The following is a 15340-nucleotide window of genomic DNA, read 5'->3' as shown; positions in this document are numbered from 1 at the left end:
GGGCGGGAGAAAGTCGCCTCCCGTCAGGATGAGGCGGCCGGCCGCATCCTCGCCAGCCACTCCTCGAAGGCGGGGTGCCCATGCAGGTGCGCCAGGTCCTCGTCGGAGGCGGCGTAGGCCGCGTCCCGGAAGCCCAGCCCTTCGGCCCGCTGGAGCAGCCGCACCGCGTCCGCCACGTTGCCCGCGCGCGCGAAGGCGCAGGCCGCGTCGTACGCGATGCCCGGGTCCGGCACGTGGCGGAGCGCCGCCTCGCTCACCGCCGCGGCCTCCGAGTAGGCGCCCCGGATGAACAGCGCCCGCTCCGCGCACCGGAACGCGGACGCCGCGTCCACGCCGGGCAGCCGCAGCGCCTCGTTCACCTGGCCCAGCCGGATGAGCGCGCCCGCGTACTCGTGCATCACGGTGCGGTCCTGCGACTCGCCCCACGCCTGCTTCCAGTAGCCCACCGCCCGGGCGTCATCCCCCACCAGGGAGAACGCCGCCGCCACCGCGTGCATCTCCACCGGCTGGCCCTGCACCTGGGAGAAGTGGTCCAGCGCGGGCCGCCCGTGGCCCTGCTTCAGCGCCACCCAGCCCAGCAGGTAATGGGTCCGGCTGGTGAGGTTCGGGGACAGCCCCTCCGTCTCCAGCACCCGGTTGCCCTGCCGCCACGCGTCGTCCAGCCGGTCCTCGCGCAGCGCCTGCTGCGCCTCGCGCAGGGCCTGGGCGCTGGGGCCCTCCTCCTCCTTCGCCTCGTTGCGCGCGCGCATCATGTCCGACAGCACGCGGAACGACTGGAAGCCGAACATGGCGAAGAGGACGCCCATGATGAGGGCCCCGCTCTTGATGCTGAGCAGCACCAGCCCCACGCACAGGCCCAGCGCCAGCACGTGCGACACGATGAAGCCCCGCCGCCCGAACATCCGCGTCGCCAGCGCCGTGCTGATGTGCCCGCCGTCCAGGGGCGGCACCGGCAGCAGGTTCAGCACCGCCCACACCATGTTGGCGAAGAAGAAGTTGCTCAGGAAGAAGTCCGCCATCTCCGAGCGGCCCCGCACCTGCATCAGCACCGCCCAGCACAGGACGCCCAGCGCCAGGCCCGCCAGCGGCCCCGCGAAGCTGCTCACCACCTCCTTGTGCCAGGGCAGGGGCGCGTCCGCGTTGGGCCGCGTCACGCCGCCCATGAACACCAGCTCCACGCTCGGCCGGTATCCAAAGAAGCGGAAGGCCACCGCGTGCCCCAGCTCATGGACGAGCACGGACACGAAGACGATGAACATCCAGGCCAGCACGTAGGTCGCCACCGCGCCCATGTGTCCGGGCGCCGCGGCGTCGGCCAACTGGTCCCCCAGCCACCCGGCACCCGAGTGCCGCCCCGGCAGGGGCAGGGACTGGTAGGCGAACACCGCGGAGAAGAGCAGGTGACTCGTGTGGACGTGGACGGGGACGCTCCCGAGCCGAAAACGGAACATGGAGGGGGACCTTAATCGTTGGCCCCCACTCGCGCAGGGTCGTTCTCATGGCCCGCGCGCTTCTGCTCGCCTTCCAGGTATAGGGTGTCCTCACGCCATGCTGAAGCTGGGTCCCTACACGCTCCCCAACCCCTACATCCTCGCGCCCATGGCCGGCGTGAGCGAGCGTCCCTTCCGCGTCATCGCCTTCCGCCTGGGCGCGGCCCTCTGCCCCACGGAGCTGGTCAGCGCCCAGGGGCTGATGCGCCAGAACCAGCGCACCCTCAAGTACCTGCGGTACGACCCGGCCGTGGAGAAACCCTACTCGCTCCAGATTTTCGGCGGCGAGCCGGAGGCCATGGCCCAGGCCGCGCAGGTGGGCAAGGCCGCGGGCGCGCAGGTCATCGACATCAACATGGGCTGCCCGGTGAAGAAGGTGGTGCGCAACGGCGCCGGCAGCGGCCTCTTGTGCGACGTGCCCCGCGCCGCCGCCATCGTCCGCGCCATCCGCGAGGCCACCGGCCTGCCCGTCACCTGCAAAATCCGCTCGGGCTGGGACGCGCGCACGCTCAACTACCTGAAGGTGGCGGAGTCGCTGCAGGAGGCCGGGTGCGCGGGGCTCGCGCTGCACCCGCGCACGCGCGAGCAGGGCTACTCGGGGCAGGCGAACTGGGCCCACATCGCGGACCTGAAGCGCCACTTCCCGGAGCTGCCCATCATGGGCAACGGGGACGTGAAGACGGTGGCGGACGCCCACCGCATGCTGGACAGCACCGGCTGCGACTTCGTGATGATTGGCCGGGGCGCCCTGGGCAACCCGTGGCTCTTCCGTGAGCTCCAGGGCGGCCCGCCCGCCACGCCGGAGGAGCGCTGCGAGCTGGTGCTGGAGCACGCCCGCGCCCACGCGGAGTTCGTCGGGGACGCCTTGGGGGCGGTGCGCTCCTTCCGCCGCCACCTGGCCTGGTACGCCCATGGCCTCAAGGGCGCGGCGCACTTCCGCTCGGAGGTGAACGGGCTGGACTCGCCGGAGGCGGTGGAGGACAGCGTGCGCCGCTTCTTCGCGGGCGCGGACACGGACCCCACGGCCCCCCTGGAGGAGCCGGAGGTGGACTACCGCGCGGCGCTGGGCTGAGCGGCGCCAGGGCCCGGCGGCACCAGCACGCGCCCGGTGGCCACCGCGCGGAAGTAGTCGCAGGCCGGGGTGGGGCGGCGCTCCAGCGTGTCGAAGTCCACGTGGTAGAGGCCGAAGCGCGGGCCCCAACCCTCCAGCCACTCGAAGTTGTCCAGCAGGCTCCAATAAAGGTAGCCCTGCACGTCCACGCCCGCCTCGCGCGCGGCCAGCACCTGACGCAGGTGCGCGTGCAGGTACTCCGGCCGCACCGTGCCCTGGCGGTCGTCGATGCCGTTCTCGGTAACCCACACCGGCTTGCCGTAGCGCTTCACCTCCTGGAGGAGCTGGAGGAAGCCCTCGGGCCGCTGCTCCCACCCGATGTCGGTGAGCCCGCGCCCGTCCGGGTCGCGGTACTTGAAGTCGATGAAGGGTGGGCGCGGCATGAAGCGCAGGTGCGCGCGCGTGTAGTAGTTGACGCCCACGAACTCCACGGAGTCGCGCGCCCCCTCGATGCGCACGTCCGTGGACGCCACGCCCGGCATGAACACGCGCAGGTGGCCGGAGGACAGCGCCTCGTGGAACGCGTGGTTGTAGGCGGGCGCCGCCAGCCGCACCAGCGAGCGGTCCAGGGGATGCCACCAGCGGTCCGGCGCGAACGCGAGCATGTTCTGGGAGATGCCCAGCTCCACCCGGCCCAGGCGCTGGCCCAGCTCCTCCCGCGCGATGACGTGCGCGCGCACCATGTTGCCGAGCGCGGCCATCGTCTTCGCCCCGTCCGCGATGCCCGGCGGCATCAGCCCCTGGAGGTAGCCGCCCAACAAGAGGACCATCGGTTCGTTGAAGGAGATGACGAGCGCGTCCAGCCCCTCCAACAGGGGCGCGCACCGGCGCACGTACTGGCGGAAGGCCTCCAGGCTCTCCGGAAGGTGCCAGGGCGTGGACGCGTGGAACCACGTGGGGTGGGTGAAGTGATGGAGCGTCACCACGGGCCGCAGGCCCATCGCGCGCATCTGGAGCAGCCGCTCGCGGTAGCCCTCCAGCGCCGCGCCATCGAACCGGCCGCGCTCGGGCTCGATGCGCGCCCACTCCAGCGACAGCCGGAACGCCGTGGCCCCCACCGCCTTCGCCAGGGCGTAGTCCTCCGCGTAGCGCCGCCAGTGGTCCACCGCGATGCCGCACCTTGCGTGGGGCTCCTTCAACTTCCCCTGCCGCTCCCACTGGGCCCAGTCGTTCTCGATGCCGCCCTCCACCTGGTACGCGGACGTGGCGACGCCAAAGGTGAAGGACGCGGGGAAGGTCAGCGCGGCGGAGCTCATGCGGGCGGGCACCGTAGGCCGCCGCCTCCACGACGGGAAGCGACGCGATGCGCGCGCGCCAGATGCACGGCAGCGGACACCCAGACCTGTAGCGCGGACCCTCGAAATGCGTCCGGAGCCGGAAATTCGGCCCCGCACGCGACGCGCCGGACCCCCGAAATGACCGCCACCAACGGTTCGAAGCGCCCGGAGGCCAAAAATCGGCCTCGCCGCGCACTGCAATACATCACCATGCGTTGACACACTGGCATGTCGCCCGTACCATTCATTTCAAGCACTCACGTTCAGTTCGAAGTGGGTGCAGGGCTCGCGTCCTCGCGGGCCTCAACACTGAACGGAGGATTCCGATGGCCGCGAAGAAGAAGACCGCGAAGAAGGCCGCGTCGAAGAAGACCGCGACGAAGAAGACCGCCCGCAAGGCCCCTGCCGCCAAGCGCGGTACGGCCAAGAAGGCCCCGGCGAAGAAGGCCGCCGCGAAGAAGTCCGCCCGCAAGACGACCCGCAAGAGCGCCAGCAAGGCCGCTGCGGCCCCGGCGACCCCGGAAGCCTGAAGTAACGGCGTCATTTCGGACGTCGGTTGACGTCCGGTGAACGGCTCGGCGAAACCCGCCGGGCCGTTTTTCTTTTGCGGGCCAGGGGTTTGAAGTCCCCCTCCGTGTCCGCCCGGGAGGGGCCATGTCGCTGCGTCCGGTGGAGTTCGAGGAGGTCGTGGCGGAGGCCGCGGCCCGGCTGGTGGGCGCGGTGGCCCAGAAGGCGTGGTGCCCGCTGCCCCGCCTGGCCTACCTGGAGCTGCGCGTCCCCGGCAGATCGGTCGTGCTGTGTCTCTGCGCCGAAGGCGAGCTGTCGCGCCTGTCCGTCGCGGAGGAGCGCTTCCCCACGCCGGGCGAGCCCGCCCCCTTCCAGCGCTGGCTGCGCCAGGAGCTCACCGGCTTCAAGCTTCAGGCCGCGCGCTATCTGGAGGAGAGCCGCGCCATCGTCCTGGAGTTCGAGCGCGAGGACGTGCGCCGCCGGTTGGTGCTGGAGGTGGGCGCGCCCGGAGGCCTGCTGCTCCTCAGCGACAACCACCGCGTCCTGATGCTCTCCGGTGAGGGCTTAGGCCCCAGGCGCAACCTCTATCCCGGAGCGCAGTGGTCGCCCCCGGAGCCCGTCTCCGCGGAGGCGCTGGCGAAGGGCCGCGCGCAGCCCTCGCGGCTGGAGCCGAGGGAAGGCGACGCGCTGCCCAGGCTGCAGGCCGCCGAGCGGGTGCTCGGACAGAAGGACCGCACCAGCCGCGCGGACGCCATCCGCCGCCGGCTCGCGCAGCCATACCGGGCGCGGCTGAAGCGCTCCTCGCGCACGCTGGAGAAGGTGCGCGCGGAGGCCCAGCGCGGCCCGGAGGCGGAGAAGCACCGCGAGGTGGGCGAGCTGCTCGCGCAGAACCTGCACCGGCTCAAGCGCGGCGCGTCCCAGGTGACGCTCACCGCCTATACGGAGACGGGCGTGGAGGAGGTCCAGGTGAAGCTGGACCCGAAGCGCACCCCGAAGGAGGAGGCGGACTGGCACTTCCACCAGTACCGGCGGCTCCTGCGCGGCGTGGAGCAGGCCCGCCACCGCGAGGCGGAGTTGGCGCGAGAGGTCGCCCACGCGCGGACGGCGCTCACGCAGATTGAGGCCATGGATGACGCCGCGCTGCTCGCGCAGGCGGAGGTGCTCCAGGTGACCCAGGGGGAGGAGGGCCCGAAGGGGGGCCTCCCCTTCAAGGAGTACGTGGGCCACGGCGGCGCGCGCATCTGGGTGGGGCGCGGCTCGGAGGACAACGACCAGCTCACCTTCAAGGTGGCCCGCCCGTGGCACCTGTGGCTGCACGCGCGCGGCCTGCCGGGCAGCCACGTGGTGGTGCCGCTGGAGAAGAACGCGGAGGTGGCGCAGGAGGTGCTGCTGGACGCGGCGCACCTCGCGCTGCACCACTCGGGCGCCAAGGGCGAACCGCGCGGCGAGGTCAGCTACATGCCGGTGAAGTTCGTGCGCAAGCAGAAGGGTGCGGCCCCCGGGCAGGTGACCTATGCCCGGGAGAAGACCTTCGTGGTGCGCATGGAGCCGGAGCGGCTGGAGCGGCTGCTCAAGTCGCGCCACGGAGACCCGGGCGTCCTGTCCTGAAGGGCGATGCCCGTGGGACGGATTCAACCCGGGGTGCCACGCGGGGCGTGTGGGCCAGGTCGACCGGCGGACGGGCATCCAGCCCCTGGCCTTGAGGTTCGGGAAGTGCCGGGTACGATGCCCCCCGCGTGACGCCCGAAGCCTTCCGCCAGATGTCCCTGTTCCCGCGTGGCTCGTCCGCGGAACGCGCCGCCACTCCCGCGCAGCGCGCGCCGGAGGGACCCGCGCCCCTGCCGCCGCGCAACCGCGTCGCGGAGGAGGCGCCGCGCGTCCTCACCGCGTCGCGTGAGGAGCTCTGGTCGCGCGCGGAGTCGCTCGCGTGGCGGCTGAGCGCGAACCTGGGCATGCCGGTGCGCCTGGCCGTGACGGACAACCGCTCCACAATGGTGTCCTTCCGCCGCGGCTCGCAGGTGCTCCAACTGCGGCTGCACCACATGTTCCTGGACGCGCCGGAGGTCGTCGTGCGCGCGGTGGCGGACTACGCGGGCCGCGGGCACCGCGCCGCGGGCGCCCTCCTGGACGAGTACATCCGGGGCCAGCAGCCGCTCATCCGTCAGCTCCGCCGGGAATCCGACGCGGAGTTGAACCCGCTGGGCCGCTGCTTCGACCTGCGCGCGCTCTACAACGGCGTCAACGAGGCCTACTTCCAGAACGCCATCCAGGCCCGCATCGGCTGGGGCCGCATGCCCCCGCGCCGCCGCCGCAAGTCCATCCGCCTGGGCGTCTACGACCACCAGACGCGCGAAATCCGGATCCACCCCGCGCTGGACAAGCCGGACGTGCCCGCCTTCTTCGTGGAGTTCATCGTCTTCCACGAGATGCTCCACCAGTTGTTCCCCAGCAGCAATCGCACCGGGCGCCGCGTGCACCACCCGCGCGCCTTCCGCGAGCGCGAGCGCACGTACCCGCACTACGCCGCCGCGCTGCGTTGGGAGCGCGAGAACCTGGGCACGCTGCTGCGCGGTTGAGCGCACGCCGAGCGGCCTGGACATTTACTGGTTTACCTGCTCGGTCTCATTCGGGGATGTCTTGACCGAAACGCTGTGGGGCCGGATGTTCGGCCTCATATGCGACGAGCAAAGATTGTCTGCACCCTCGGCCCCGCCAGTCAGACCCCGGAGATGTTGGAAGCGCTGCTGGAGGCCGGCATGGACGTGGCCCGGCTCAACTTCTCCCACGGCAGCCACGAGCAGCATCAGGCGAACATCGACATGCTGCGCGCGGCCTCGCTGAAGGTGCGCAAGGCGGTGGGCATCCTGGGCGACCTGCAGGGTCCCAAGATTCGCACCGGTCGCTTCGTCACCGGCAGCACGGAGCTGAAGCCGGGCGGCACCTTCCACATCACCACCGACGAGACGGTGAAGGGCACGGACGAAATCGTGTCCACCACGTACCCGCACCTGGCGGCGGACGTGAACCCCGGCGACCGCATCCTGCTGGATGACGGCCTGCTGGAGCTGCGCGTCGTGGAGACGGACAAGAAGCAGCTCATCAAGACGGAAGTCGTCCACGGCGGCACGCTGAAGAACAACAAGGGCATCAACCTGCCCGGCGTGGCGGTGCGCGCGGACGCGCTCACGCCCAAGGACCGCGAGGACCTCATCTTCGGCCTCAAGGCGGGCGTGGACTACATCGCGCTGTCCTTCGTGCGTCAGCCGTCCGACCTGGACTCCGCGCGCCAGGCCATGGCGGAGGTGGGCCGCACGGTGCCCATCATCTCCAAGCTGGAGAAGCCGGAGGCCATCGCGCGCCTGGACGCCATCCTCGACAAGACGGACGGCGTGATGGTGGCCCGCGGCGACCTGGGCGTGGAGATTCCCCCGGAGGAGGTGCCCGCCGTCCAGAAGGACATCATCCGGCGCTCCAACCTGCGCGGCCTGCCCGTCATCGTGGCCACGCAGATGCTCAACTCGATGATCGACAACCCGCGCCCCACGCGCGCGGAGGCCAGCGACGTGGCCAACGCCGTGTACGACGGCGCGGACGCGCTGATGCTCTCCGGCGAGACGGCGAGCGGCAAGTTCCCCCTGGACTCCGTGCAGATGATGGAGCGCATCATCCTGGCGGCCGAGTCCTCCGCCCGCGCGCAGCTCCAGCCGCGCGTGATTGAGGCCCCGCTGGGCCTGCCGCTGCACTTCCCGGACGTCATCGCGCGCGTGGCGTGCGAGGCGGCCAAGGCCAGCGGCGCCACGCTCATCGCGGCCTTCACGCTGTCCGGCGTGACGGCGCGCCTGCTCGCGCACTACCGGCCCACGGTGCCCATCGTCGCGTTCAGCCCGAACCAGGAGGTGCGCCGCCGCCTGTCGCTGCTCTGGGGCGTGGTGCCGCGCGTGCTGGAGCCCATCCTGGAGACGGAGACCATGCTCCGCCGCGTGGAGGAGGAGCTGGTGTCGCGCGGGCTGGCGCGCAGGGGCGACCGCATCGTGGTGGTGTTCGGCGCGCCGGTGGGCCAGCCGGGGAAGATCAACAGCCTCCGGCTGCACACCATCAGCGCCTGATGCAGCGCCCTACGCCGGGCTCTTCTTGAGGGCCCGGCGGGGAATCTCCGCCTCGACGAAGATGGTGAAGAGGTCCCTGTCGAGCTGTCCGGACCCCGCCTCCTTCTTGAGGATGTCCAGCGCGAGCGCGTGCGGCACGGCCTTCTTGTAGGGCCGGTCGCTCGCGGTGAGCGCGTCGTAGATGTCGCAGATGGACATCATCCGGGACTGCACTGGAATCTCCGGGACGGCGCGAGGGTAGCCCGTGCCATCCAGCTTCTCGTGGTGCGCGTACGCAATCTCCGGCACGCGGCGCAGCGCGCGGGTCCACGGAATCTGGGACAGGAAGCGGTACGTGTGCTCGACGTGGCTCTCGATTTCGCGGCGCTCCTCCGGGGAGAGCGTGCCGCGGGTGATGGAGAGGGATTGGATTTCGTGGGGCAGCAGCAGCGGCTGCCCGTGGTCGTGCGCGTCGGTGTACGTGAGCGTGCCCAGCTCCAGCAGCCGCTCGAAGTTGCCCTGCGCCAGCACCGTGGGCTTGTTGCAGGTGAGCAAAAAGCCCATCACCTCGTCCAACTGGGCCAGCTCCTGGCCCAGCCGCGCGTCCTCCTCCTGATGGATGGAGGGCAGGGCGGACAGTCCGCGGGCCTCCACGGCGGCGAGCCTGCGCCGGGAGCTCTGCAACTGCAGGTCCTTGCGAGCCAGTTGGAAGCGGGCGCGCAGCGCCTCCAGCTCATGCGGGTACAGCTTCTCCGCCTTGACGAGCACGTTCTCGCGCACGCCCACCTTGCCGAAGTCGTGCAGGAGCGACGCGTACCGCAGCTCCTGCAGCTCCACGGCGGTGAAGCGCGTCTGGGCATAGGGGCCGGTGGCCTGGTGCTCCAGCGCCTGGGCCAGGGACACGGTGAGGTCCGCGACGCGGCCGGAGTGGCCGGCGGTGGTGGGGTCGCGCGCCTCGATGGCGACCACGGACGCGGAGACGAAGCCCTCGAAGAGGCGGTTGATCTCCTCGTGGAGGAGGGCGTTCTCGATGGCGCCGGCGGCCTGGGCGCCCAGGGCGAGCAGCAGCTCCTCGTCCTCCTCGTCGAACACCTGGCCGCCGCGCTTGTTGAGGGCCTGGATGACGCCCGTCACCTCTCCGTTGGCGTCGCGCATGGGGACGCAGAGGATGGTGTGGGTGCGGTAGCCGCTGGAGACGTCGAAGCTGCTATTGAAGCGGGGGTCGGCGTAGGCGTCGGGGATGTTGATGACGGCGCCGGTGTGGGCGACCTGGCCGGCGATGCCGCTGCCCATGGGGAGCCGGATTTCATTCTTGGACCCCTGGGCCACCTTGCTCCAGAGCTCCTCGCGCTCGCGGTCGAGGATGAAGAGCGAGCAGCGGTCCGACTCCACGACCTTGGTGGCCTCATAGAGGATGAGGGGCAGCAGCAGGTCCAGGTCCCGCTCGGCGCTCATCGCCTTGGCGACATCCAGGATGGACGTCAGCTTCGCGAGCCGGCGGGACAGGTTGGGGGAGGCGGGCACGGACTGTGGAAGCACCGGGGCGGGCTCCGTGGGATGCGGCGGATGGCCGCGGGCGCACCGGGTTGTAGCACGCAGGCTGTCCCGGCCGCCCGGGCCCCCCCACCTGCCAGGTCCACCTCTGTCCGCAAGCCCCCTGTCCTGCCGGGCGAAGGTTCCAGGGGCTGACGGAAGCGGTTATGAAGCGCCGCCATGACCCGCCCTGTCCGCATCGCTCCGTCGCTGCTCTCCTCTGATTTCAGCCGCCTGGGTGAGGAGGTCCGCGCCATCGAGGCCGCCGGCGCGGACTGGATTCACGTGGATGTCATGGATGGCAGGTTCGTGCCCAACATCACGTTGGGGCCGGTCATCGTGGAGGCCATCAAGCGGGTGGCGACGAAGCCGCTGGACGTGCACCTGATGATCGTGGAGCCGGAGAAGTACGTGGACGCGTTCGTGAAGGCGGGGGCGGACGTGCTGACGGTGCACCAGGAGGCGAGCCCCCACCTGCACCGCACGTTGCAGCACATCCGTCACGCGGGGGCGAAGCCGGCGGTGGTGTTGAACCCGGGCACGCCGCTGTCGGCGATCGAGGATGTGCTGGGGGACGTGGACATGGTGCTCCTGATGAGCGTGAACCCGGGGTTCGGGGGGCAGACGTTCATCGAGCCCTCGGTGGAGAAGGTCCGCCGGCTGCGCGCGATGTTGGACGCGCGGGGGCTGAAGGACGTGGACATCGAGGTGGACGGCGGCATCAACGCCGAGACGGCGAAGCGCGTGGTGGCCGCGGGGGCGACGGTGCTGGTGGCGGGCAGCTACGTGTTTGGCGCGAAGGACTACGCGCAGGCCATCCGGTCGCTGCGGCCGTCGTGAGTCAGGCGGCTTCGGGGGAAGCGGGGGGGCGCACGGCGGCGGCGGCCATGCGGGCGATGCGGGTCATGAAGGTGGGGTCGCACGGCTTCACTTCGTAGTCGTCGGCGCCCAGCTCGAAGCACACGTGGCGGGTGAACTGATCCTCCACGCCGCTGAGCATGATGACCTTGCTGTCGCGGGTGACGGGGTCCTTCTTCAGTTGCGCGAGCAGGTCCCGTCCGTCCTGGTTCTGGTTGATGTCCAGGATGATGACCGCGGGCCGGTGTTTGCGGGCCAGCTCCAGCACATGTTCGGAGGTGGTATCGGACACGCAGACGAGGCCGGAGCGCTTGGCCTCCCGGGCGAGCGCGGACACGACCAGGGGCTCATCATCCGAGATGAGGACAGTGGGAGCAGTCATGGTCCTCTGTGGGGGGACAGGGGGGGAACACCGTGCAACATCTTGGAAGTACAGGAAGGCCCGGATCTTGTGAAGAGGGTGAACATTGTCCCGTCCTGAAGGGTAGGTAGGACAACAATCGGGGGAGCGAGGGGGTTGGGAGGGGTGGGGGAAGGGGGAGGCAAAAGAGTCCGTTGACTGAAGGAAGCGGCTCGGATAGATCCGCCCACGCTTCGCCGGGCCCGAGGGCAGTTCCTGGCGCAGCACCGGATATCGGGGAGTGGCTCAGCCTGGTAGAGCACTTGGTTCGGGACCAAGGGGTCGCAGGTTCAAATCCTGTCTCCCCGACCAAACGACGAAGCGGGCTGGAGGCCGAAAGGCTTCCAGCCCGTTTTCATTTCAGCACCTCTTGCTTCGGCCCCTCCAGCGGTTGGATGGCCATCGGCCTGGCCACCGGGCTCAGGTGCATGGGGCGCTAAGCCCCCGGACATGAATGTTGTACGCCTGCGGCATGGGACCGTTGCTGCAGGTGTCCGAGGATGAGCGTCGGCGGCTGCGCGAGATAGCGCGGTCCGCTGACGCGGGCTGGGTGGAGCGCGAGCGGGTGGAAATGGTGCTGCTCGCCGCCGAAGGTTGGAGTGCCCCTCGCATTGGGGTGCACCTGGGCTGGAGTGCTGCGACGGTGCGCCGGGTGCTACGCGCCTACGTGCAGAGGGGACCCGAAGCGCTTTTTCCGGCCTTGCCGGGCAGAAAGCCGGACGTTCCGCATCGCCAGTCTGTCGAGGCCGCGCTCCAATCGCTCCTCGCGCTACCGCGCGCATGGACGGCCACGCAATTGGCCCGAGCGCTTGAGGCGCATGGCGTACACCTGGGCCCCAGGCAGGTGCGCCGCTACCTGAGCGGCATGGGCGCGGGTTGGCGACGCACCCAGCTGACGCTGGAGCACAAGCAGGACGCGCGCTCGGTCTCGGCGGCGCGCCAAGCGCTCTTCAGGCTCAAAAAAACTACGTCGGCAAATATGGCCCGAGCGTCTCTTCGACGCCTCGGAGGTAGCCGTCCGGGTCGTCGCGAAAGCGTCGGCCCATGATGCGGGGGACGCGTCGGGCTTCGAGTTGAGCGCGGAGCTGCCGCCAGTCGTCGAGGTCCCCAGGCGCCAGGAGGGCGGCGTCGAGCTCAGGCAGCAGTTGGGCCGCGGCGATGGCCGGCAGCCGGACTGCACCGCGCACGACGAGGCTCGCGCTGCCACGCACGCGGCCCGAGGTCCGCCGCTCATGGTAGCGGCCGGTGCCGAAGAGGTGCTCCAAGGCATTATCGGTGCGGGGCCGGTATGACACGTCGTAGCAGTGAAAAAGGCCCTTCCAGTAGCGACGCGTTTCCAGGAGGAAATGGGCCAGGGCCTGGCGCAGCAGGCCCCGGTGGCGGCGGCGCGTCCAGCGCACCAGGGCGGCCAGCAGGGCCGACAGGCGGCGGCGCACGCCCGCGGCATCCAATCCGGGCTCATTCTGGAGAAGGGTCGCGGTGCGCTCCACCCACCGGTAGGCACGTGCGAGGGCGGGCCACATGGAGGCGGTGGCGCGGCGTGCTTTGCGCAGCACCGCCCGCAGGCGGCTCAACTCCGGGACGCAGGCCCCCCTTTTTCCACCCGCTCCAGGCTCTTCTCAATGGCGCCCAGGCGTCGGCGCAGCAGCAGTCCGGAGGGTTTGAGGGGAGGGCGGTGGTCGTCGGTGAGCGCGCTCCTGACGGCGGCCGCGTAGGCGCGCGTGGCGCGAGCGCTCGCGTCGTCACGGCCCTCCACGGCCCGCTCGACTTTGCGCACCTCGCGCACGCGCTTCTTCAGCTCCTTCTTCGCATGCCGGTCCACCTCGTACAGAGGCCGGGCCGCCTCCCGCAGGTAATGGAAATGGCAGAGTTGGTGCGGCACCCCAGGCAATGCATGCGCCACGGCATTGCGAATGCTTCGCTGCCCATCCGACACCACACCGACGAGGGGCACCCGGCCCAGCGCACGCTTCACTTCCGCCAGCAGCGGTACGAGTTCCTGCTCGCCGCCAGCCAGCAGGGGACGCGCCAGCAACACCTGCCCCGAGAGGCATTCGCGCACCACCCAAAGCACCTCATGCCCTATGTCCGGAGCGAGGCCGTCAATGGCAAGCACCACCCGGCCCTGGCGCTTGAGCGTCGCATGCAGCCGCCCCGCATCCAGCAACTGGAGGCTGACGAGTTCATCGTACCGGTCGAGCAGGTTGGTGCAGGTGCGCTCGGAGACGGCGACGCCCTTCTGGCGCAGCAGCGCGTGAATCTCCGGCACGCTGCGGTGCTCCCGGTAGCGCTGGGCTCCGATGAAGGCCAAGACGTCCAAGCCGAACTCATGCTCGGGCAGCACCCAGCGGCCCTCACCCTCGGCCCTGAGTGGCACGCCCTTCAGCAGGCACTCCTCCCGGTGGCACACTCGCACCTGCACCGAGAGCCCCACGCAACCCGCCAGCGTCGTCACACAGCGGCGCGAGCGCCAATCCGCTCGCGTCCGCGTGCCACACGCCTCACAGCGCCGCCGCGCGCTGTCGACTCTCACCTCACGGGTGGCCACCGGGCGAGCTGTCGTCCGCGCCATGGTGCTCCTCCTCTCAGAGGGGCAACACCTGGGGCTCAGGCCATATTTGCCGGCGTAGAAAAAAATGTGGTGCGTGCCAAAGCTGGACGCCCAGTACGCCGAGCGAATGGAAGACGTACTGGAGTTGTACCAGAGGCCCTTGTGCCCCACTGAACCCGTTGTTTGCTTCGATGAGCGGCCCGTGCAGTTGCTGGAGTGGGTGCGCCCAGCATCACCCGCCTGCCCTGGGCGTGAGGCACGTCGGGACTACGCCTACTTCCGCTGTGGCACGGCCAATCTCTTCTGTGCGGTGGAGCCCAAGGTGGGGTGGCATTTCGTGAAGGCCACGCCCAATAGAAAGAGTCCGGCGTTTGCCGAAGCCCTCCAGGACATCGCCGAGAGACACCCGGAGGCGAACACCATTCACCTGGTGCTGGACAATCTCAGTACCCACAGCCGCCATGCGTTGGAGGTGCGGTACGGGGTACGTGCAGGGCGTCGGCTCTGGCGTCGATTCACTCCACACTACACGCCTGTCCACGGCAGTTGGCTCAATCAGGCGGAGGTGGAGATTTCTCTGCTCTCCCGTCAGTGTTTGGGGCGTCGGCGCATCCCCACGCTCGACAAGCTCCGTTGTGAAACGCAGGCATGGCAGGAGTGGGCCAACCGCCACCGGCTCCAGATTCGCTGGCAATTCACCGTACCGAAGGCCCGAGCGAAGTTCCATTACCAGCCCACAGACTTCACCCGGCCAAAGGATTAGGACTCCGGCACTTGTCATTCATGGTCGCCGCCCTGGACAGCAGGGCGGTGCGCCCCGCGGCGTCGAGCGAGCAATGATGTGACATCGGTTCAATCTATCTAAGACATGCGAAAACGGCGCTGGCTTGGCTGAGGCCTGAGCCGCTTGAAGAACAACGGGCTGCGACATCCAAGGTCCCGATCGTATCGGCGATAACACCGCAGCTCCCGCCGGGCCCACCATTCGGAGTTGCCGCTGGAACAGACATTGATAGGAGAACCATGTACCGCGCCCCAGCGTTCGGGAATTTATCTTTGCAAACGCAGGGTGCGAATAATATCGTTTGACACAGACCCACGAAGGAACTTCCCAGACTGGTAAGTCCAGCGGGTCCCTGCGCTCCCGTCAGGCCCGTGTCGCCCTTGGGTCCCTGCGCTCCCGTCAGGCCCGTGTCGCCCTTGGGTCCCTGCGCTCCCGTCAGGCCCGTGTCGCCCTTGGGTCCCTGCGCTCCCTGCGCTCCCGTCAGACCCGTGTCGCCCTTGGGCCCCTGCGGACCTTCTGAACCAATCGACAGGTCGAACGCATCTTGATCCACCGCATCGGGACCGAAGGAAACCGTGAGCAGAAAGGAGCCAGGCGCGTCCAAGAAGGCTCGCGGGATGGCTGCGACAATCACCCCCCTTTGGACTCCCTGAACCACCAGGGGCACCCCCATCCGCGTCCGTTTAACGCGGCGGCGAAAAGCAAAGCAGAATCAAAGACATAGGTGCAGCCGAGCAGGCAGGC

The 15340-nt window shown here is 69.7% G+C and carries 13 protein-coding genes and 1 tRNA gene; 9 read left to right on the top strand and 5 right to left on the bottom strand.

Going from position 1 to position 15340, the window contains the following annotated elements; translation table 11 throughout:
• Positions 1-23 precede the first annotated feature (23 nt).
• On the bottom strand, positions 24-1451 hold the full coding sequence (locus K8612_RS25060) for a site-2 protease family protein (RefSeq protein ID WP_223738905.1): 1428 nt from the start codon (positions 1449-1451) through the stop codon (positions 24-26).
• 97 nt (positions 1452-1548) lie between these two features.
• On the opposite strand from K8612_RS25060, the gene dusB reads away from it, so the two are divergent.
• On the top strand, positions 1549-2562 hold the full coding sequence (gene dusB, locus K8612_RS25055) for a tRNA dihydrouridine synthase DusB (protein ID WP_223738906.1): 1014 nt from the start codon (positions 1549-1551) through the stop codon (positions 2560-2562).
• Here dusB and K8612_RS25050 read toward each other — a convergent pair.
• Entirely contained in the window at positions 2541-3857 is a 1317-nt protein-coding gene (locus K8612_RS25050) for a glycoside hydrolase family 1 protein (protein ID WP_223738907.1), read from the bottom strand. The two genes, dusB and K8612_RS25050, sit on opposite strands and share 22 nt — an antisense overlap.
• A 347-nt stretch (positions 3858-4204) precedes the next feature.
• Between K8612_RS25050 and K8612_RS25045 the strand changes: the two genes are divergently transcribed.
• The 4 genes from K8612_RS25045 to pyk all read left to right on the top strand — a co-directional run bounded on the left by K8612_RS25045 (position 4205) and on the right by pyk (position 8491).
• Entirely contained in the window at positions 4205-4408 is a 204-nt protein-coding gene (locus tag K8612_RS25045; protein ID WP_014399699.1) for a hypothetical protein, read from the top strand.
• A 124-nt stretch (positions 4409-4532) separates the two neighbouring features.
• Entirely contained in the window at positions 4533-5993 is a 1461-nt protein-coding gene (locus K8612_RS25040; RefSeq protein WP_223764143.1) for an NFACT RNA binding domain-containing protein, read from the top strand.
• A gap of 152 nt (positions 5994-6145) precedes the next feature.
• Positions 6146-6961 (top strand): hypothetical protein, encoded by an 816-nt coding sequence (locus K8612_RS25035; protein WP_223764233.1) that lies wholly within the window; start codon positions 6146-6148, stop codon positions 6959-6961.
• Positions 6962-7060: 99 nt separating this feature from the next.
• On the top strand, positions 7061-8491 hold the full coding sequence (gene pyk / locus K8612_RS25030) for a pyruvate kinase (RefSeq protein WP_223738909.1): 1431 nt from the start codon (positions 7061-7063) through the stop codon (positions 8489-8491).
• 9 nt (positions 8492-8500) lie between these two features.
• Here pyk and K8612_RS25025 read toward each other — a convergent pair whose 3' ends face one another.
• Positions 8501-10009 carry an HD family phosphohydrolase gene (locus K8612_RS25025; RefSeq protein ID WP_223738910.1) on the bottom strand — a complete coding sequence of 503 codons (1509 nt, stop codon included), beginning with the start codon at positions 10007-10009 and terminating at the stop codon, positions 8501-8503.
• Positions 10010-10183: 174 nt separating this feature from the next.
• On the opposite strand from K8612_RS25025, the gene rpe reads away from it, so the two are divergent.
• The gene (rpe, locus tag K8612_RS25020; protein ID WP_223738911.1) at positions 10184-10843 is read left to right on the top strand and encodes a ribulose-phosphate 3-epimerase; all 660 of its coding nucleotides are present in this window, start codon (positions 10184-10186) and stop codon (positions 10841-10843) included.
• A gap of 1 nt (position 10844) precedes the next feature.
• On the opposite strand, the gene K8612_RS25015 is transcribed toward rpe, so the two are convergent.
• Positions 10845-11243 carry a two-component system response regulator gene (locus tag K8612_RS25015; RefSeq protein WP_223764142.1) on the bottom strand — a complete coding sequence of 133 codons (399 nt, stop codon included), beginning with the start codon at positions 11241-11243 and terminating at the stop codon, positions 10845-10847.
• A gap of 253 nt (positions 11244-11496) precedes the next feature.
• Here K8612_RS25015 and K8612_RS25010 point away from each other — a divergent pair.
• A tRNA-Pro gene (locus tag K8612_RS25010) sits at positions 11497-11573 on the top strand.
• 142 nt (positions 11574-11715) lie between these two features.
• On the top strand, positions 11716-12309 hold the full coding sequence (locus K8612_RS39635) for a helix-turn-helix domain-containing protein (RefSeq protein WP_373692135.1): 594 nt from the start codon (positions 11716-11718) through the stop codon (positions 12307-12309).
• Here the strand turns inward: K8612_RS39635 and K8612_RS25000 are convergent.
• A protein-coding gene (locus tag K8612_RS25000) for a transposase (RefSeq protein ID WP_223764232.1) occupies positions 12227-13794 on the bottom strand; the annotation gives its coding sequence in 2 pieces (ribosomal slippage) (positions 12227-12837 and positions 12837-13794; 1569 coding nt in all). The genes K8612_RS39635 and K8612_RS25000 overlap by 83 nt on opposite strands.
• Positions 13795-13906: 112 nt before the next feature.
• On the opposite strand from K8612_RS25000, the gene K8612_RS24995 reads away from it, so the two are divergent.
• Positions 13907-14575 carry an IS630 family transposase gene (locus tag K8612_RS24995; RefSeq protein ID WP_223764140.1) on the top strand — a complete coding sequence of 223 codons (669 nt, stop codon included), beginning with the start codon at positions 13907-13909 and terminating at the stop codon, positions 14573-14575.
• Positions 14576-15340: the final 765 nt, after the last annotated feature.

This window comes from Corallococcus sp. AS-1-6, from assembly GCF_020037015.1.
Lineage (GTDB): Bacteria > Myxococcota > Myxococcia > Myxococcales > Myxococcaceae > Corallococcus.
This window is presented reverse-complemented; position numbering and strand designations above follow the sequence as displayed.